Below are 20402 nucleotides of genomic sequence, written 5' to 3' on the forward strand. Positions count from 1 at the left end.
AGCGCACGCCACGCGATGTCCGCAAATAGTGCGCGATGGCATCGCGCAGTGGTGGATAGCCACTTCCATCTGCCGGTGTATCAAGCCATGACCTGAAATTGCGAGAGCGCTTGGCGGCGATACGTCCCCAAATCTCTGCTGGGAATTCCGCAACGGCCGGGTCCGACGCGCGGAAGGGAAGGCACTCCGCTTTCCATACAAGTTCGACGTAGGGCTTTGGTCGCACATACGACGAGATAACGTTGCCAACATAAGCGGGAGGCGTCGAAGTCAGCGGCTTGTGAGGTGGGACGGTCGCTGCGACCGGATTGATCCAAGTACCCACTCCCACTCTGCTGGATATGTAACCTTCGTCGAGCAAGCGCTCGAAGACGCTGACGACTGTTCCGCGCGACAGTCCGTATTGGCGCGCGAAATCACGCGAGGCTGGCAGTCTGGAGCCAGCCTCAAGTCGGCCTTCCAGGATCGCGTTGCGCAGCTCTTCGTAAAGCCACTTCGTCAACACCTGATGAGGAGGACGATTCTTAATGCTCAACTCGAAGGAACTGACGATTCGTGGCATGGGCGGGGGATTGGTCTAAGAGTATTTCTTTTAATTGGCTCTACCAGAGTACCAATTGCAACCCATACTATCAGCGCAAATGGATTGAGTCGGTCAGCTTGCGCGCTGGAGATGAAGATGGACAGAACGAGAGTCGGTGTTTGGCTGTATGGTTTGGCAACGATTGCAACGGGGCTCGTGAACATTGTGTGGTTGAAATTCGAGGCTTCGCATCAACCGATAGCGGCTCTCGGCCACCTCACTAGCGAACAGGTACTGGCAGGGCTTTCTGGTATCTGGTTAGTTGCTGCCGGCATCGCCTTATTGCGGCGGCAAACCGCGTGGATTGGTGCTTTGGCGTCCGCTCTCATCTACATCGCCTTTGCCCTGTTGTGGGTGTCGCGCTACGCTGCAATGGCTCATGCGGTGGGGGTTCGATTCGACCTTTTTGTTTTCTGTTTGGGAGGCGCCGGCATGCAACTCCTTCTGGCTGCCCCAGCTGCCGTCCTCTACGCTGTGGCACGTACTGGTTCACTCCCGAAGGGAAGAGCGATGGCGATCACTCGTTGGATGTTGGGCGTTCCTCTCATCACATTCGCTATGGGGCACCTTATCAATACTCGTGGTTATGTGAGGTTCGTCCCGCACTGGGTGCCGTTTGGTCTTTTCTTTGTTGTACTGACTGGCATCGCTTTTCTGCTGGCAGGCTGCGCTATTCTTGCGAGAATTCGCGACGTACTCGCAGCAAGAATGCTCGCTCTTATGCTCCTGTTGTTTGAGTTCACGGTAGAGATACCGCCGGTCTTTTCAAACCCACACAGCCAGGGCGCATGGGGCGGAGCCATCTACAACCTGACCGCAATCGGAGCATGCTGGGTGTTCGCTGAGTTTGCAGTTCGACATCGGGAAAGCAGGCGAGACATCAATTCCAGAGAGCAGTTGGCCACGGTCCGTACTGGTGCCATCGTCTAGAGAAATACAACGTGTCCACATTCTTCTCAGAATTTTCAGGTTGTGTGGTGAATTCGTTAAGTCTTGTCTCGGGTGACAGGTGAGATATCGGGGATCGTAAAGAGGGTAATCGATTCTCAGAAGGAATCGGGTAGAGATGTCTTGTCAACCGCTCTCTGCCCATGCGCAAAGGACATCTAATACCGGCCTCAGAATGAGGCCATAGGACGTTGTCGCGTCGTGCACTCGCGGTGACTCCTGATCTTATTGCCTATTCACCGCTCACTCAGGAGAGCGCCGCGAAGACTCACCAATGATTTTGAAGTGGTAACACATACGAAAGCTAGATACGGGTCCAACAAACGTTTCTGAGGAGTCCCTCGGCTCGGATATTGCAGTCCTGAGCAGAGAGGCTCTTCGAGTCGCTTCGGAAAAGATTGCCAGAGTCGGCGGTCTATCTGGGTGTTCCTGGAGCGCGACGTGGAGTCGGGCGAGAGTGACGATATGCAGTTCGCTGAAATGTGATGCGCAAATCGTCCGCATATTTTCGTAATTTCAAAAAGCACGTCTGGCTCGTGGGCACTATGTCTGGTATTCGGAAGAACGGTTTCAAGTCGTTTCTGTATTGTCTTCTCGGTCGGGCCGAAGAGCCCGAAGAACGAATCTTGTCCCAGCTGTGTTGACGAATCACGATATTGCCTTGGAGGTCTCCCAGATGTACCACCGATCGTATCCGCTTCGCCTGAGCCCATCTATGCGGGAACAGGTAGAGCGTCTTGCTAAGAGAGATCAGATCTCGCTTAATCACTTCATTGCTCTTTGTATTGCGGAAAAACTGAGCCGCATGGAGCATGAAGCTACCAGAAGAACGACTGTTCCGCTCTCGCGACAAGCTCCCTCATCACGCATAGTCGCTGCGTAAACGAACACTATCCCCTGAGGACCGGTGTGGCTTACGCCATACCGGTTTCATTCGCTACCTGATCGGCGACTTGCGAACTGAAGATGTTAGGGAAAGAACGTCGCGGAAATATCGACAACAAGGCGTATGTGGCACAACTTTGCATACGTGTTGGCAAACACTTTGTTGCGGTAGGCTTGCAACTGAAATTCCATTGAGTCAAGTACAGATCACATTGGTGCACTGATTGGAGTGCCAGCCGTTGCCTTTTCGAGTCGGTCAGCGTCGCGACCCTCTTGTCGAGGTGACAAATACATTTCTTGGGCGTTGTGAACATATTTCGATCGGGCGCTTTGGAGTCGGTCGATCTGGTCTACCCCAAGAGGCTGAGCCGTCCCGAGTTGATGGGCAACGAGACCTACCTGCGCCAGATGCTCAACCGTCTCCATCTTCATGAATGCGTCGAGAAGGGTCTTCCCATAACTGACCACGCCATGGTTTGCGAGCAGAATTGTCTCATGGTCCGTGAGGAAAGGCCGCATACTCGCCGCCACTTCATCGGTGCCAGTAGTTGCGTAGGGTGCCAGAGGCACGCGTCCCACGGTCATGACCGCTTCCTGGCAGAGAGGTTCATTGAGCGCTCGTCCGGAGCAGGCAAAAGCCGTCGCAATCGGAGGATGAGAATGGACGACAGCATGGATGTCCGCTCGGTGCCGATATACCGCGAGATGCATGGAGATCTCACTTGTGACCTTTCGTGCGCCTGCGATCAGGCGTCCATCGAGGTCGACAATCACCATGTCAGAAGCCTTGATTAGACCTTTGCTGACTCCGGTCGGAGTCACGAGAAGTCGTTCAGAGTCGAGACGTACCGAAAGATTTCCCGAAGTTCCGGGAGTAAATCCCAGGCGAGAGAGCCACTTGCTGAACCTTTTCAGGTCGCGCCTCAATCCCAGTTCTACAGTGCATTCGCGTTCGTTCAAAACTCCCTCCTGTTCGTTTCGTTTGCGATTAATTGGACAGAATCTTGAAGGGGACCGATTTCGTCTGCGTGGCGGATTTGGACGAAAAAGTTCCCCGCGCCTTACGCCATCCCTTGCCGATTCTGTCTGACGCCCTGAAGAGATGACCGGCAGTGAGTCCGCCAAGGATCTTGTAGTGTCCGATTGCGGCAAGTCCCATCGAGGCGATACAACCGCATTGTGAGCAATCTGGGTCTCCTCCGAACTGGCAAGGCGTGATCTGGGTCTTGAGATCCGCAGAGATCGTTTCTGTCGTTCGAGCGAAGATACACTCTTCCGGACTGCGTGGCGGGGTGGCGATCTCATCGATGACGATATCTTGCATGTCGAGCTTGGGATAGAGAGTGCGTAGCCGCCGCAATTCGTTCATGACCTCCGTTCGCTGGACCGGCGACAGGATTTCAGGATCCGTAGCGCCGCGCTGCGGCGTAAACAGACTGAACCAGATCTTCCGGATCGAGGGATTCGTGCTCCAGAACCCGAGAAACTCCTCGAGATAACCTGGCCGCGAAGCGGCCTGAGACGTGATCGTGGAGTGTATTGTGACCTGCGCGTCGACGATGTTCTTGAGAATCCGTTCATAGGTGGCTGGCTTTCTTCGCTCGTCGTGTTCGGGCTGAAGGCCATCAATCGAAACGACGACATTTAGCTTCGCATAATCCTTCCAGTGCGATGGAATCACTCGGAAGGCACTTGTAACAACTTGCGTGTGGATACCACGAGCCTCGATTTGTGGAAGCAATTGCTCCAATTCTCGATAGCGTACCAATGGATCACCGCCGACCAGAGAGACGTGGAGCGGTTTCAATTCATCGAGAAGAGCGAGAATGCGAGTGACGAGTTCGTCTCCCTTAAAATCCGAGAGCTGACTGAGCTGGGTGAAACTGCCAAGATGGGCAGCGTCGAAGGCATAACACCCCGGGCAACGGAGGGGGCACTCTTTGGTAATTTCGATCGAGAGAGACGGAGCACGGGCAGACAGGATACTGGCCCAGGCTTTGAGCACTTCAGACTTTTTCATCACATCCTCCAAGACGATCCACAAGTGTGATCAGTCCTGTTGCAGGAATTCACCATGACTCAATTGAGCCGTTCGAAGGTGGGCGCTTAGGAAGGAATCAAATCTGTAGCGGGAGGGTAGATTGGCGCAGGGATGGACTTGGGAAGGGCACAACGTGCAGAACTGAGATGAGTCTCATGAGCGATCCTGTGACAACAGGATCGTTGCGGTGGAACACAATCGACAGCCATCTCTTTAAAGACAAGGTCGCTCTGAAGGAACACTTGCCGTGCTGCATCATGACCATCACGAAACAGAGCATCGTGGCGATAGCAAGCAGACCAAACTCGAAATCCTGACCACCCCTTAGAAAGCCGTCAAAGTTCCAGAAATGCTCGGTCCAGGGCATGACCAATAAAACGATACCAATGAACAGGAGAGCACCTCGACTTCCGGCAGTCCATAGATCGGACATCCCATCGATTCGGTGCAACCCCGGGATGGTGGCCCTTTTCATCTTTTCGCCCCGCAGCTTGGATTCTACGCTTTGTGGTTAAACCGATCATTTCACCCCATGCTCTGCAGACAGCCGCACGTGGTCATCGAGATCACGATCTTGGATGGATGCAAAATCACCTTTGCATTCAACGGTGGAGATTAGTAACAAGTGAGATCGGCGGAAGTGATCCGTAGAGGTCACATCTCGCGGAGCAATCGTACATCGACTTTCGTGCGGCGGTGATTTTGACCGATAAGTCGGATTGCGGATTGCGGGATTGCTGCACTGCATCAGGTGCGTGGGCGCAAGCGCCGCTGCGAAGTAGACACAACGAAGCGGTGCGTGAAACTGAAGAAATCAGTAGTCGCGTACAGGAATGCCTCGAGACTCCTCTGAGTTCAGCCAAGGGGTTTTACCGAGCGCGTTATAAGCAAACGTCTCGAGATGCACGCATTCTCTTGCGCTCAACTTCTTTTCAGCCCAATCTTTCGTCTCTGAGCTTAGACCGAGAGCCTCGTCAACAGACTCCAATCCTGTTGGAATGTGTGGGCCTGCGACGTGTCATGTAATTGGGATTCCGGGGCGATGCTTACGCTTACGATGGATGTCTCGTTGGATGCAGTCACGATAATGTCGATGGTCGGCAGGGGATTCGACATTGCGAAAGAGTATGAACTCTGCCAAATGCTTTTCAAGGGAGTCTCGGGGCGTTTCGCGTATGGGGCGAAGAAACGCTCGGAGATATTGAGAGCATGAAATCGAGATGTTGGAACCGAAGATTCCAAACTCTTGTGTTCACACCGCAATTGCGACCCGCAGTGCAGAAGCTACTTAGCGCCTTGTTCTTTACAAATGAAGATTCTCAGGGCTATCGGGATCGCTGCAAGGGGACTTCGTTCACTTCTTGTCGGTAATGGTCCCGTCTCCAATGGAAGGAGAGGAGATATCGTTTGGCACGCCGTGGGCGATAGACCAAGGCAGGGCGAAAGCAGACCAGGCAGCGACCACCCTTCTTGCGTACGCTGGGATACAGGATGCCATTGGACTTCTCTTTTAGAAGTGTTTGCGCGAGCTTCTGGGATTCCCAGTAGCATTCCGGAACAGGTTCTGGAGCGAGGTATGTTGCGTAGTCAGCGGCCGGCTCCAGCGCGTGAAACTCACCGTGAAAATCTGCGAGCCAGTCGTCATACGTCGATGCATCCGACTCGGGGACACCTGTCACTGTCTCCGGAACAACGATTTCCGCGAGGCGCTTGGCTTTGTGATAGCTGACTTCTGCGACCGATGTCTCCAACCTGTCTGCGGCGTACCACGCACCTCGGTCCGGACCGTTGAATCGAGCTCCGTTCGGACTCGGATGGAGGAATGCTGCTCGGACGATGTGAGCGTTGGGGATGCCGTAGACCAATTCGTAGGTGCTTATACCAGGAAGTCCAAACTGTTCACCTTGAATCCGGTCGTTTGTCGCTCCATCCAAACGGATCAATTTCTGGAGCATGTCGTCATCGTCAGCCAGATCATCAAGAACCGTACCCGCCTCGCTGTAACGCGAGGGGAGTAAACGATGCATTCCACTTCGGTCGATCTGCCGGAGTGGAGGTGTCACTGGCCACCTCGCCATGCATCCAGCATCCGCCGAACCTCAATCATCCCGGGCTGGCCCCGTTGAATCATGTAGGCGAGTGGTGTGCGTCCCATGAAGACCGGTCCACGATTCGCAAGCGTGATCCAACGATCCGCCCAGGGTTTTCCAAAGTAGATATTTAGGGCCTTATAAATACCGATCAGCAGCGAGATGCGGGTCAACGTGTCTTGATCGAGCGTACGCTTCGGGTTCGTCTTCCACGCGTGGAAGGTCGACGACGCCAAACCTCCGAGAAGGGAGCGAGAGTCCTCTTCATTCAATCCCCACTTTTTCCGGAGATTCATGAAGGCTTTGATAGCTGCGGAGGAAAGCTCCGCTCGTTCGGCGGCATTGCTAAGATCGGCACCCGATTCGAAATCGTATCCGGCGATTCGGGGCAAGACAAGGGAAGCAGCGGTTGCCATAGCAAATCTCGCTTTCGAGAGTAATTATCCACGAAAACGAGATTCGATTCAAGAAGGCGGAGAGCAACCCACTTCCGAAGTTCGGAGTTGGGTGCTCTGAGCACGATGTTTAGCCAGGCGGGAAGGCAGAGTGGTTTTCTGCGGAAGCTAGAAACCAAAGCGCCGCTAGAGACAGCCCTTTACTTAGCCAAACTGTCTAATGGAGAGACTTAGGTAAGCCACGATCGCATGCGCATCCTGCTCGCTGAGCGTATAGGGAGGCATTGGCGGAGCAGCGCGTTTTCCGTCAGCTTTTTTCCTGTGACAAAGAACTGGACCATTCCAGATTCGCCCCAGGACTTCCAGAGGGGACTTGTCGCTGTCAGGTCCGGTGCGGCAGTCATCCAGGCCGGAACGGCCAGGGTTCTCCCTGTTCCTGTGCAATACATGGATGATTCCGTGTAGACGAGGAATGGACTCTAGATGCTTTTCTTGCTCATAAGCAGGAGCTTTGCGTCTTCAAGATGTTCACGCATCAACCTGGCCGCGAGGTCGCCATCGCCACGTTCAATCGATTCCATGATCGGCTTATGGAAGGCGAGGGTGTGCTCGAGTTCGACGAGTTGTGAAGTGACCAGCATCATCTTTGCCATGGCTCGATGGATATTGTGAAACAGGCTTCCGGCAGTGCGGTTCTTCGAAGCTCTGAAAATAGCGCGGTGGAAGAGGAGGTCTGAAGAGACGAGTTTTAGCTTGTTGTCGGAGCTGTTTTCGAAATCGAGGATGGATTGCTTCAGCATGGCAATGTCGTCCGGGGTAGCGCGTTGGGCAGCGAGCCGCGCAAGACCCGGTTCCATAAGAAGGCGAAGTTCCGTCAGGTCTTCGACGGTGGTGTCGTCGAGCAAAAAAAGGAATTCAAGTGGCACTGACAAAATGGCAGCGACGTCCGAATTGAGGTAGCTACCATCGCCTACGCGTTGCGTGATGACACCTAGAATCTCGAGAACCTTGAGAGCTTGCCGGAGAGAGGAACGCGCGACTTTGAAATGAGCCGCGAGCTCTCGTTCAGGGGGGAGACGGTCGCCCAGGTTGAGCTTGCCTTCACGCAACATCTGCTGGAATCGCGTGATCACCCCTTGCGTGACGTCGTCTTTCTCCGGGCTTTGCCGCGGCAGCTGCATTTGTTTCCGTAAATACAACGCCTTTGGCATGAGGGAATGATGCTGGATGGTTCGAGGCTACGTCAACGCTCATCGGGGAGCACATTCTGTTGCGTCAAAAAGCGTCGCAAAAGAGTTGACGAACATTGTGAATTGGTAGTACCTTTCCGGACCCTGTAGTTGTAAGCAGTTTATTTTGAGTTGTATGCGGGAGAAATTAAAACGCAATGTGGCGTTGACAAGCTTGGAAAATTGGTAGTACCTTTGCCGCCGTTCAACAGGGAAGAGGGCGAACGTTGCCTGGAGTCCCGCTTCGGAGGTGGGGTATGCAGGGTAATCAGAGCTTGATGTTACGGGGTGTCTTCACGAAGTCGTTGGCGGTGCTTGCTGTGTCTGCGGGCGTATTGCACGCCCAGGTAGAGCAGGGCAGGTTTGTGGGTCGTGTGACGGATCCTCATGGTGCAGTCGTACCGGGTGTGACTGTGACGGTGCGCAATGTAGAAACCAACATCACTCAGACGGGCGTGACGAACGATTCTGGCGAATATGTGGTCACTCCAATTCCCGCAGGCAATTATTTGATTTCGGTGACGGCTACGGGGTTCAGCAGGGCGACCACGAAAACCATTGAAGTGCAGGTTGGGCAGATCGTACGGCAAGATGTTGCGCTGACGCTCGGCGCCATCACGGAAGTGGTGGAAGTGAATACCACCGCGCCGCTGTTGTCTACGGACTCAGCGACATCGGGTCAGGTAATCACGAACCAGCAACTCACGGAACTGCCTCTGAACGGACGCGGGTTCTATCAGCTTGCCAGTCTTACACCGGGTGCTGCTTTGCTGCCGCCAACAGGCAACTCGTTGGCAATCCGTCCTGAGGTGGTGAACGGAAATGTGATCAGCGGCATCCGCGGGAGTGCAACATCGTTCTTGCTGGATGGTGTGGACGTGAGCGAACAGCATCAGGGCGGTACGTTCATCCAAACGTCGATTGATGCTCTGCAGGAGTTCTCGGTGCAGCAGAGCCCGTATTCGGCTGAGTTCAATCGCGGTGGCGCATTCTTCAATGCGACTACGAAGTCCGGAACAAACCGTCTCCATGGAACGCTGTTTGAGTTCATCCGTAACGATGCTCTGGATGCCAAGCGGTACTTCCTACCTACGACACAGCGCAAGCAAAAGCTACGTCGTAACCAGTTTGGTGGCAATATTGGTGGTCCGATTCGAATACCGAGACTCTATGACGGGCGTGACCGATCGTTTTTCTTTTTCAACTATGAAGGATTGAGGCTCACAAGCGGCCAGCCCTTCACGGGAGTTGTGCCTTCGGATAACCAGCGCAACGGCATCTTTACGCGGAACATTTATGACCGCACGAATCTGGTGAACGGTGTACCGCAGCAGTTTCAGAACAACACAATTCCGGCAAACAGAATTACGGCGCAAGCGCGACAGATCCAGGAGTTTATTCCACGGCAGAACACCGGTGCTGGGACGTTCAGCTACGCCGGGAATCAGACGATTCGCTTTGACCAGTTCATCACGCGTCTTGATCATCAGATCACCCCGAAAAACCGCATCTCCGCACGTTGGGTATATGTGAAGCAGGGGGATGTCGATCCGAACTTTGCGCCTTCCTTGCGCACTGCCAGTCTCACATCGTGGGGACAGGACATTGATGCGAGTTTAACCAGCAATGTGGGCAGTACGATGGTGAACGAACTGCGTTCACACTTCTTGCCGAGCCACGTGCGCCTGACGGCGTTCCTGCAGGGAACAGACTTCAATGGTCAGTTTGGTGTGACAGGCTTTAACGACCTGTTGCGGCCTGGAGCAGGTGGAGCGTTCCCAGATTACATCTGGAGCGGGTACAACTCAGTCCAGGGGCAGGGCTTCGATCAGCGTCCGAAATCCCAAGACCGCAAGGCATGGGAGATTGCAGACAATTTCACGATCCTGCGCGGTAAGCACTCGTTCAAACTTGGAACGTTGATCCGTTACTACCAGTGGATTGGTTTTGACAGCGGCAACTATGCCGGACAATTCAACTTCAACGGGAATGCCTCAAACAATGCAACGACAGCAACAGCTGCATCTGCGAATTCCGGCGATGCATATGCAGACTTCTTGTTGGGCTATCCGTCTGCGGTTACGCGTTCGTATCCTGCGGCCAATTTTGGCGGACAGGGGTGGTATCGGCAGTTCTTCTTTCAGGATGACTATCGTGTAAGCGATCGTCTGACCCTGAACCTTGGACTTCGGTATGAGTATTCACCCTGGTTGAGCGGTTATAAAGGGCAGGTTGGCACATTCGATCCTACGCGACCGAAACCGATCATCGTATCGGGCAGCGAGGCTATACCGGATCTGAGTGCGCAACCTGTGGCTCCGCGTGCCTACCAGGTATTCGGGCAATACATCACGACCAGCAGCCAGGCAGGATTGCCCTCGACGATTACATATCCGGATAAGAAGCAGTTTGCGCCGCGTGTGGGCCTGGCGTTTCAGGTCTCCGAGAAGACAGTGTTGCGAGCGGGCTTCGGTATCTTCTATGAACCGGAAGGCACCAGCGGCCGTGTGAACCTCAACATGCTGCCGTACCGCTTGGTCGAGACGCAGAACCAGACGCAGAACGTAACTCCAACACGCACTTTGGAGAACTTCTTCCTGGGCAATCCGCTTGGATCGATTACAGCCAATCCCAGTCTGAATCCGGCGCGGATTTATGCGAGCATGGGTGCCAACTATCACTACAGCCTGAATGTGCAACACCAACTCTCAAGCAAGGACGTATTCGAGATTGGCTATGTAGCAAATCGTGGTATCCACCTGAGCGCGACAAACAGTTTCAACGATCCAGCGCCCGGACCGGGTACGATCCAGACGCGGCGCCCTTATACGCAATGGAGCGGCATTTCGTATCAGACACAGGACATGAACGGCAATTACGCCTCGTTGCAGGCAAAGTATGATCACCGCTTCAGCCACGGGTTCAGCACATTGGTGGCCTATACCTATTCCAAATGGCTCCAGTATCAGCAACAGCCCTCGCTGGGCGGTGTACAGGGATACGAATATTCTCTGTCGCCTTCAGACGTAACGCATAACCTCGCAATCAGCGGAACATTCCAGGTTCCGGTGGGACATAATCGCAAGTTCCTTAGCAATAGCAATGCGTTTGTCAATGCAGTCGTGGGTGGATGGCAGTTGCAGACCATCAATGTGCTGCGCAGTGGAACGCCCTATACACCGGTGGTTTCAGGAGATATCGCAAACACCGGCGTAGGCGGACAACGGCCCGACCTGAGTGGGGTTTCCACGCCAGGTTATACGAAGACATTGTCAGCCTGGTTCGATAAGGGCCGGTACATCGTAGCGAATCGCGCTCCGAACGGAACTGTCGGAGGAGCAGCGCGGACGGGAAACGACGTCTACCGTTATGGTCAGGTTCGTGCCAATACATTGCGGTCAGACTTGTACCGGCAGTTCGACGCGTCCGTCTTCAAGAACTTCAACATGCCGCATGAGAGCACGCTATCGTTCCGTGCGGAAGTCTTCAATGTGCCCAATACGCCAAGTTTTGGCGCACCGAATTCAACCATCGATGCAGCAGCCGGAGGCACGATTACGACGACGTCAAATAACTCTCGTAATCTGCAGTTTGCATTGAAGTACATCTTCTAACAAGAGCACCAAGACAGGAGTGAGAGCACATGCAGCAATGGCAAATGATCACGATGCGCGGTGGCGCACAGACGCGGATAGCGGTGGCAGCGGGATTGGTGCTCGGAGCAATGTCTGCGATGGCGCAGGGTACGATTCCTGTACTGCCGCCACCGTCTGCTGGCAAGCCGGTAAACATTACGGTGGATCTAAGCAAGACGGTGGGCGCGTACAAGCCGATCTATAGCTGGTTTGGCTATGACGAAGGCAACTACACCACACAACGTGACGGCAAGGTGTTGCTGAAAGAACTGCACGACCTGAGCCCTGTGCCTGTGTACATCCGTGCGCATCACCTGCTAACCAGCGGTGATGGCGTACCGGAACTGAAGTGGAGTTCCACCAACGTATACACAGAAGACGCAAACGGCAAGCCCGTGTACAGCTTCAAGATACTCGATGAGATTTTTGATGAGTACAAGGCGGCAGGTGTGCGGCCAATGGTGGAACTCGGCTTTATGCCTAAGGACCTGGCTGCGGATGTACCGGGCCGTGACGTTCCGTACCAGGTGCACTATCCAAAGAGCGCGATCAGCGGGAAAAGTAATAACCCTCCAAAGGACTACGCCAAGTGGGGTGAACTTGCGCGCGTGGTGACAGCGCACTTTGTGGAGAGGTATGGCCGTGAGACGGTGAAGCAGTGGTACTTCGAAGTGTGGAACGAGCCGGATATCGACTACTGGCACAGCACACCGGAAGACTACTGGAAGTTGTATGACTATGCCGTCGCGGGTGTGCGCGCGGCGTTGCCAGAGGCTAAGGTAGGCGGGCCAGCAACCACGAGCCCGCGTAATCCCAAGGCCTACACGTATCTCAAAAACTTTCTTGAGCATGTGAACTCTGGCAAGAGCGCAGCAAATGGCAAAGCTCTCCCCATGGACTTCATCTCGTTTCACGCGAAGGGAGCGCCGAAGATTGTAGACGGCAAAGTGACGATGGGCGTGTCAAGCGAGTTGCAGGACACGGATCATGGCTTCCAGTTAATTTCGACGTTTCCAAAACTCCGCAACCTGCCAATCATCATCAGTGAGGCGGACCCCGAGGGGTGCGCTGCGTGTTCCAGCAAAGTGAATCCAGCGAACAACTATCGCAATGGAACACTGTACCCGGCATATACAGCGTCGGCTTACAAGCGTTTGTTTGAACTGCAGGATAAGTACAAAGTGAACCTGCTGAGCATGTTGAGCTGGTCCTTTGAATTTGAGAACAAAGATTATTTCGAGGGCTTCCGTTCGCTTTCAACCAATGGAGTGAACAAGCCAGTTCTGAACTTCTTTCGGATGGCGGCTCTGATGTCGGGCAATCGTGTTGCGACAACAAGCACGGGAGGTCTGTCGCTGGACGCGATTGTTCAGAACGGCGTGCGTGGCGAATCCGATGTGGATGCGTTTGCAACCAAAGCCGCGGACAGCTCGGCGGCCGTGATGCTGTGGAACTACCACGATGTGGAGGGTGCCGGGCCAGTGGTGCCAACCTCTGTCGCTGTGAGCGGTTTGCCCGCTGGAGCCAACCGTGTGCTGGTGACGCACTATCGCATTGACGACACGCATAGCAATGCATACACCGTGTGGAAGGCAATGGGCTCTCCGCAGAACCCAACGACGGAGCAGTACCAAAAGCTGCAGGCCGTGGATGGTTTGGAATTGCTTGCGTCGCCGGAGTGGGTGGATGCGAACAACGGCACAGTAACGCTGAACACAGAGATGCCGCGGCAGAGCATTTCTCTTGTCACGTTGAAGTGGTAGCAGCACAAGGGCGGCGTAAACATGGAACGCAAATGGTACTTCGTGCTGTTGGTGGCGGCAGCAATTGCGATCAGCTACTTCGATCGGCAAACGCTGCCTGTCGCCATTGCTTCGATTCAGCACAACATACCCGTGAGCAATGCGCAGTTCAGCTATCTGCAAACGGCGTTCCTGCTGTCGTATGCCGCAATGTATATGGTGGGTGGTCGGTTGCTGGATCGCCTGGGGACGCGGCGTGGGTTTCTGTTGATCATGACGTGGTGGTCCCTGGCTTGCGCTCTGCATGGACTGGCAGCAGGACTTACATTGCTGTTGGCTGCGCGCTTTCTGCTCGGTGGTGGTGAGGGCGGCGCGTTTCCTGCTGCTTCACGTGTGGTGGCGGAGTGGATCCCGGCGCATGAACGTTCCACTGCAATGGGATTGATCAATGCGGGAACGGCAGTGGGATCTGTACTGGCGCCTCCTGTAATTGGTTACATCCTGTTGCACAGCGGTTGGCGCACAGTCTTCGTGGTGGCGGGTGCGACAGGGCTCGCTTGGGTGGCGTGGTGGACGGTGGCATATCGGGACAACTCCGCCACCATGAGTATCAATACGGTGGAGGCGCGCATCGCGGGAGTGCGCGTAGCCTGGCTGGACGTGATCCGCCAACGTAACGTGCAGATGTTCGTCTTCGCCAAGTTTATGAGCGATTCCGCTTGGTATTTCCTGCTGTTCTGGTTGCCGAAGTATCTGTATGACGCACGTGGGTTTGATGTGAAGCAGGTGAGTTATTACGCGTGGATACCGTATGCGGCGAGTGGCGTGGGCAGCTTTCTGGGCGGCTGGTTCTCGTCCTATCTTTTGCGGCGCGGGCAGACTTTGAATCGTGCACGCAAGATTGCGCTAGGGCTGTGCGCCGCAGGCATGCCTGTAGTGATGCTGGTTTCTGTAACGCCGGTGAAGGTTGCAATCCTGCTGTTCAGCATTGCCTTCTTCTGTCAGCAGGCGTGGTCGGGGTTGATCATGACGCTGCCTACCGATATCTTCCCGTTGTCATTGGTGGGTACCGTGGCCGGATTAATTGGCTTCGGTGGCGCCATTGGCGGCGCAATCTTCGGCCTTGTTGCTGGCTACTTGCTGGAACACGGCTTCACGTATGCAACGCTCTTTGTGCTGGTGGGCAGTTTCCACCTAATCGGCTTTCTGGCCATCGTCTTGTTTGCTGGCCCGATTCAACCTCTTCGCTCTACAGAATTACAAGCTATTGAAGGTGACGCATGAAGATCACAGAAGTCCGAACACGTGTTGTTCAATGGGAAGGTAAGACTGTTCCCCTGCCTCCACACTTTTGCACAAACCCCATGGACCTCGTGGCGTTCCGTCAGGCGTCCATGGGGAACTTTGCCTTTCATAACTGGTTGCTGGTGGAGATCTTCACAGACAGCGGTTTGGTTGGCATCGGCAATGCGGCACTGTCGCCCATGGTGACGAAGCAACTGATCGACATCTACCTGAAGCCGCTGCTGCTGGGCGCTGATCCGTGGGATGTGGAATACCTATGGCAGCAGATGTACCGTCGCACACTTGCGTTTGGTCGCAAAGGGGTGGCTTTGACTGCGATCTCTGCTGTAGACATCGCGCTGTGGGATTTGATGGGCAAAGACGCAAAACAGCCTGTGTTCCGACTGTTAGGCGGCCGTACGAAAGACCGTATTCCCGTATACGCAAGCAGACTGTATGCCATGCCGATTCCAGAGCTTCGTGCTGAGGCGCAGAAGTATAAGGACGAAGGCTACCAGATGATGAAACTGCGTTTCGGCTGGGGCCCACTGGATGGAGCTGCAGGTATGCAGAAGAATCTGGAGCTTGTGCGCAACGTACGTGAAGTTGTCGGCGATGGTGTGGACATTATGACGGATGCATATATGGGCTGGTCGCTGGACTATGCGAAGCGCATGCTGCCGTTGCTCGAACCGTTCAATCTGCGCTGGCTGGAAGAGCCAGTGATTCCGGATGACACGCGCGGTTATGCCAAGTTGAAAGAGTATGGACGTGTGCCCATTGCGGGCGGTGAGCATGAGTTCACCATCTTCGGCTTCCGTGAGTTGCTGGAGACGAATGCTGTCGATTACATCCAGTTCGATACGAACCGTGTGGGTGGTATCAGCCAGGCCCGCAAGATTTCAGCATTGGCGGAGAGCTTCCAGATTCCAGTGGTTCCGCATGCAGGCCAGATGCACAACTATCACGTGGTGATGGCTAGCTTGAACTCTCCAATTGCTGAGTTCTTTCCCAAGGTCGATGTCGAGGTTGGCAACGAACTGTTCTGGTACATCTTCGATGGTGAATCGATCCCTGAGAACGGATACATCAATCTGGATGAAAACACGCCGGGGCTTGGGCTCACCGTGAACGAGGAATCGCTGAAGCGCTTCCGGATCATTGAATAGGGAGAATGATGATGCGGCTGGTGCAGATCGCAAATGGAACAGAGCGGCGCGTAGCGATAGTGATTGAGCCAGAGCTTGTGCTGCTGAGCGATGTGAGGTCAACATACATACTGGCGCGGCGTGCACTGGAGTTGCAGAAGGACATCACTGCACTGGCACAGTCACTTGGTAGTGATGATGTGTTGCGGTATGACGAGGTGTATTCCGGCAAATCGTCATGGCGTTTGCTTGCGCCGATCGATGTGCCTGGAGATCCACAGAAGATGCTGGTTTCCGGTACAGGATTGACGCATCTGGGCAGTGCGCGCGAACGACAGGCGATGCATGCGACTGCGGGCACCGTACAGGAAGAGATTGATGAAGCAAAAATGACGGACAGCATGCGCATGTTCGAGTGGGGACGTCGCAACGGCAGGCCTGCTGCCGGTAGCATCGGGATCGCTCCGGAATGGTTCTACAAGGGAGATGGATCGGTACTTGTTGCACCCGGTGGTGCTCTAACGATTCCAGGACACGCAGAAGACGGTGGCGAGGAAGCTGAAGTCGCAACGGTATACGTCATTGCTGCTAACGGCACGCCGCACCGCATTGGTATGACAACGGGCAATGAGTTTTCCGATCACGTATTTGAACGCAAGAACTATCTGAATCTTGCGGGATCGAAGCTGCGGCAGTGCAGCCTAGGGCCGGAGTTAGTAATAGGGCAGCCCTTCGAAGATGTGCGTGGGCACGTGCGCGTTTTGCGTGGTACTGAGACGGTGTGGGAGAAGGATATTCGCACGGGCGAAGAAAACATGGCACACAGTTTGGCCAACATGGAGCATCACCACTTTAAATTTGCAGGCCATCGGCAGGCTGGCATGGTGCATGTGCATTTTCTTGGCGCAGACGCACTGTCGTTCGGCAGCAATGTGCGATTGGGCGAGGGCGACGTCGCAGAGGTGCAGTTTGATGGCTTCGGACGCGCTCTGCGTAATTCGATACGCGTGGAGGAAGCACTGACAGCGCCGGTGCAGGTTGCCGTGATGCGTTGATACGTCCGGTATATATAGCGATGACAACGCAAGGAGATGATATGGCAGAGAAGGTAGCAGTTCTTGGACTCGGTGTGATGGGCGTGGGGATGGCACAGAACCTGCGCAAGGCAGGCTTCGATGTGACTGTGTGGAATCGCACTGCGGCAAAGGCCGAGGCATTCGTGAAAGATGGTGGCGCTGCTGCTGCGACTCCGGCAGAGGCGGCGAACGGTGCGAAGGTGGTCATAAGCATGCTCGCGGATGACAATGCTTCACGCGCTGCGTGGCTAGGGGAACACGGTGCACTTGCTGGTATGGATGACAATGTCATCGCAGTGGAGAGCAGTACAGTAAGCCCAGTATGGATTGCGGAGTTGCATGCGGCGGCACAGGCGCGTGGCGTCCGGCTACTGGATGCACCAGTAACGGGAAGCCGTCCCCAGGCAGAAGCAGGACAGCTTACCTTTCTGACCGGTGGTGATGCTGCAACAGTGGAAGAGGCGCGCCCTATTCTCGCAGCCATGAGCAAACAGGTATTGCCCCTTGGTCCTGTTGGCAGCGGAGCACAGTTAAAGCTGATCAATAACTTTCTCTGCGGTGTACAGATTGTTTCGTTTGCTGAGGCGCTTACGTGGATTGAGCGTAGTGGCCTTGACCGCACTCTGGCATTGGAGTTTCTGAAAACGGCTGCTCCGGGCAGTGGCATTCTTGCCGGCATGAGCGATCGTATGACCAGGCGTACCTACGAGGTCAATTTTGCGCTGGACCTGATGCGCAAGGACATGGGCTATGCACATGCGGCAGCCGAGACATTCGGCGTGGAACTGTCGACCGCAGCAAATGCGGAGAAGCTGTTTGTTCAGGCTCAGGAAAAAGGCCTCGGTGAGAAGGACATGTCAGCCGTAGTAGAAGTGGTGCGCGCAGAGAAATAGTTTGTAACACGCAGCAGGGAAGCAGTGCAGGAGGAGTTATGCGTTTTTATTCCGTTGTTGTATCAACGGCCGCAGTCCTGTTAGGGGCGGCCTCGTGTTTCCCCGCTGTAGCTCAGACGACTCATGATGGGCGCGAGGTGTACCGCGATACAACCAAGCCCATTGAAGATCGCATTACCGACCTGATGAAGCGATTCACACTGCAGGAGAAGGCCATGCAGCTGAATCACACGAACAGAGGTGTGCCGCGGCTGGGACTTCCCATGTGGGGCGGGTGGAACCAGACACTGCATGGCGTGTGGTCCAAGCAACCAACCACGTTGTTTCCTATGCCCACTGCTATGGGCGCGACGTGGAATCCGGAGCTGGTACATACGGTGGCTGATGCCATGAGCGATGAGGCCCGCGCTTTATACAATGCGCATGCGGAAGGCCCACGCACTCCACACGGCCTGGTATTTCGCTCACCGGTCATCAACATTAGCCGCGATCCAAGATGGGGCCGAATCCAGGAAGTGTTCAGCGAAGACCCACTGCTGACTGCTCGCATGGGAGTGGCATACGTGCGTGGACTACAAGGTGATGACGTGCAGCATTTGAAAGTGGCTGCAACGGTAAAGCACTTTGCCGTGAACAATGTGGAGAGTGGGCGTCAGCACCTGAACGCAACCGTGGACGAGCGCAACCTCTTCGAGTTTTGGCTGCCGCATTGGCGCGCTGCCATTGTGGAAGGGCATGCCCAATCTGTGATGTCAAGTTATAACGCCATCAATGGCACGCCCGACGCTGTGAACCATTACTTGTTAACGGACATCCTGCGGAAGAAATGGGGCTTTGACGGATTTGTAACGGACGATCTGGGCGCGGTTGCTCTGCTGAGCGGCACACGGAACACGAATTTGAACGAGCCGGGACAACACTTCTCGGAAGATCCTGTTGTTGCTGCTGCGGAGGCTATTCGTGCGGGTAACGACAGCGACGATGTGGAGTTTGAGACGAACCTGCCACTCGCAGTCCAACGCGGTCTGCTTACAGAGAAAGATGTCGATGGCGCATTACGCAACGTGCTGCGTGTTGGCTTTCGGTTGGGTGCGTATGACCCACCGGGAACAAGTCCATACAGCAAGATCGGCATGGACGTAGTGCGGTCGGACGCACATCGTGCCCTGTCGCAACAGGTTGCGGAAGAGTCCATGACGCTGTTGTTGAACCGCAAAGATTTCCTCCCGCTACAACGCAACAGCGTGAAGTCGATTGCGGTGATCGGGCCTGCGGGTGGAGATGGGTATGAGACCGGCAACTACTATGGCACGCCGGCGGTGAAGACCAGCGTAACGTCAGGGTTGCGTACACTTCTGGGCAGTGGTGTGAAGGTTGACTATGAACGTGGCGTGGGCTTTGTTGACGCAGCAGACGAGAAAGAGGTCGAGCGTGCGGTGAGCCTGGCACGCAAGAGCGATGTTGTGGTGCTGTGTCTGGGCACTAACCTCCAGGTGGAGGCAGAGGGACGCGACCGTCGCAACCTGAATCTGCCGGGTGCGCAACAGCGGCTGCTGGAAGCCGTGTATGCTGCGAACCCCAAGGTGGCGCTGGTGCTATTGAATGCAGGGCCGTTGGCTGTGACATGGGCGAATGATCATGTTCCGGCCATCCTGAGCGCTTGGTATCCAGGTGAGCTTGGCGGAACGGCCATTGCGCGTACCTTGTTTGGAGAAAATAACCCCGGTGGTCATCTGCCATACACCGTCTACGCAAGCCTTGATGGTGTTCCTCCCCAGAATGAGTACGACGTGTCGCGTGGTTATACATACCAATACTTCAAGGGAGTACCTCTGTATCCCTTCGGTCATGGACTCAGCTATACGCATTTCTCTTACAGCGACTTGAAGATCACGCAATCTACAGGGAAAGGCGCGTCCGTAGCGGTTAGCTTTCGACTTACGAATACTGGAAAAGTCGCGGGAGCAGAGGTCGCGCAAGTCTATACACATCTGCAGAAAAGTCGGGCTATTCAGCCATTCCGTACACTGCGTGGATTTGAACGTGTGACCCTGCAGCCAAATGAAAGCCGCACAATGACCATTGTGCTTCCCACCGCCTCATTGGGTTGGTACGATCCTGCGCTACACGATTTTCAGGTAGAGGCGGGAACGGTTGATGTGCTGGTGGGTTCTTCCTCTGAAGATATCCGCCTACGTGCGGCCACTGAGGTTCGCTCGCAATCCACCGCGCGAAACATTCATCTGTCCTCTCACTGATCAACGCAGACACCACGTAGGGGGAGGATGCCACCGCGCTTGGCCTAAGTAATGGCGATTCGAACGGTGTGCCTAGGAACCTGTTCTCCGTTGCCCTCTGTGGACCTTGATGGGAGTCGCTCGTCTAGTTCAGGATGCGTTCCGCCGACATAACTGACGTAGCCGCTGATCGGCCTCTGGAGCTGAGGAATCCCA

The 20402-nt window shown here is 54.8% G+C and carries 15 protein-coding genes; 9 read left to right on the forward strand and 6 right to left on the reverse strand.

Going from position 1 to position 20402, the window contains the following annotated elements:
* A partial coding sequence (locus M504_RS20770; protein WP_047498331.1) for a GntR family transcriptional regulator occupies positions 1 to 562 on the reverse strand: 562 nt, incomplete at its 3' end.
* Positions 563 to 679: 117 nt separating this feature from the next.
* Here M504_RS20770 and M504_RS20775 point away from each other — a divergent pair.
* Positions 680 to 1513: a hypothetical protein gene (locus tag M504_RS20775; RefSeq protein ID WP_232296400.1), complete on the forward strand. Its 834-nt coding sequence runs from the start codon at positions 680 to 682 to the stop codon at positions 1511 to 1513.
* Positions 1514 to 2623: 1110 nt separating this feature from the next.
* Here M504_RS20775 and M504_RS20780 read toward each other — a convergent pair.
* Both M504_RS20780 and M504_RS20785 read right to left on the reverse strand, forming a co-directional pair.
* Complete coding sequence (locus tag M504_RS20780) at positions 2624 to 3376, reverse strand: class II aldolase/adducin family protein (protein ID WP_232296401.1); 753 nt, start codon at positions 3374 to 3376, stop codon at positions 2624 to 2626.
* Positions 3377 to 3404: 28 nt separating this feature from the next.
* Positions 3405 to 4436: a radical SAM protein gene (locus M504_RS20785; protein ID WP_047498340.1), complete on the reverse strand. Its 1032-nt coding sequence runs from the start codon at positions 4434 to 4436 to the stop codon at positions 3405 to 3407.
* Positions 4437 to 4603: 167 nt separating this feature from the next.
* Here M504_RS20785 and M504_RS22205 point away from each other — a divergent pair, with 167 nt between their 5' ends.
* Positions 4604 to 4774, forward strand: coding sequence for a hypothetical protein (locus M504_RS22205; RefSeq protein ID WP_156994106.1), 171 nt, complete (start codon positions 4604 to 4606; stop codon positions 4772 to 4774).
* 1008 nt (positions 4775 to 5782) lie between these two features.
* Here M504_RS22205 and M504_RS20795 read toward each other — a convergent pair.
* The 3 genes from M504_RS20795 to M504_RS20810 all read right to left on the reverse strand — a co-directional run bounded on the left by M504_RS20795 (position 5783) and on the right by M504_RS20810 (position 8123).
* Positions 5783 to 6484, reverse strand: a complete 702-nt coding sequence (locus M504_RS20795) for an RES family NAD+ phosphorylase (RefSeq protein WP_198137733.1) — start codon at positions 6482 to 6484, stop codon at positions 5783 to 5785.
* A gap of 32 nt (positions 6485 to 6516) precedes the next feature.
* Positions 6517 to 6963 (reverse strand): antitoxin Xre-like helix-turn-helix domain-containing protein, encoded by a 447-nt coding sequence (locus tag M504_RS20800; protein ID WP_047498348.1) that lies wholly within the window; start codon positions 6961 to 6963, stop codon positions 6517 to 6519.
* 458 nt (positions 6964 to 7421) lie between these two features.
* Complete coding sequence (locus M504_RS20810) at positions 7422 to 8123, reverse strand: FadR/GntR family transcriptional regulator (protein WP_232296402.1); 702 nt, start codon at positions 8121 to 8123, stop codon at positions 7422 to 7424.
* Positions 8124 to 8428: 305 nt separating this feature from the next.
* On the opposite strand from M504_RS20810, the gene M504_RS20815 reads away from it, so the two are divergent.
* Genes M504_RS20815 through M504_RS20845 form a run of 7 tightly spaced genes read left to right on the forward strand, consistent with a single transcriptional unit; the run spans position 8429 to position 20207 of the window.
* Entirely contained in the window at positions 8429 to 11785 is a 3357-nt protein-coding gene (locus M504_RS20815; RefSeq protein ID WP_052201160.1) for a carboxypeptidase-like regulatory domain-containing protein, read from the forward strand.
* 29 nt (positions 11786 to 11814) lie between these two features.
* Entirely contained in the window at positions 11815 to 13569 is a 1755-nt protein-coding gene (locus M504_RS20820; RefSeq protein WP_084214603.1) for a beta-xylosidase, read from the forward strand.
* Positions 13570 to 13590: 21 nt separating this feature from the next.
* Entirely contained in the window at positions 13591 to 14832 is a 1242-nt protein-coding gene (locus M504_RS20825; RefSeq protein ID WP_047498354.1) for an MFS transporter, read from the forward strand.
* The gene (locus tag M504_RS20830) at positions 14829 to 16001 is read left to right on the forward strand and encodes an L-rhamnonate dehydratase (RefSeq protein WP_047498357.1); all 1173 of its coding nucleotides are present in this window, start codon (positions 14829 to 14831) and stop codon (positions 15999 to 16001) included. Before M504_RS20825 ends, M504_RS20830 begins: the two co-directional genes overlap by 4 nt.
* Before the next feature lie 5 nt (positions 16002 to 16006).
* Complete coding sequence (gene araD1, locus M504_RS20835; RefSeq protein WP_232296403.1) at positions 16007 to 17035, forward strand: AraD1 family protein; 1029 nt, start codon at positions 16007 to 16009, stop codon at positions 17033 to 17035.
* Between the two features lie 41 nt (positions 17036 to 17076).
* A complete protein-coding gene (locus M504_RS20840; RefSeq protein WP_047498361.1) occupies positions 17077 to 17949 on the forward strand; it encodes an NAD(P)-dependent oxidoreductase in 873 nt (290 codons plus the stop codon).
* A 38-nt stretch (positions 17950 to 17987) separates the two neighbouring features.
* Positions 17988 to 20207 (forward strand): glycoside hydrolase family 3 C-terminal domain-containing protein, encoded by a 2220-nt coding sequence (locus M504_RS20845; RefSeq protein ID WP_052201161.1) that lies wholly within the window; start codon positions 17988 to 17990, stop codon positions 20205 to 20207.
* Positions 20208 to 20402 lie beyond the last annotated feature (195 nt).

Origin of the sequence: Terriglobus sp. TAA 43 (assembly GCF_000800015.1) — a bacterium.
Taxonomy (GTDB): domain Bacteria; phylum Acidobacteriota; class Terriglobia; order Terriglobales; family Acidobacteriaceae; genus Terriglobus.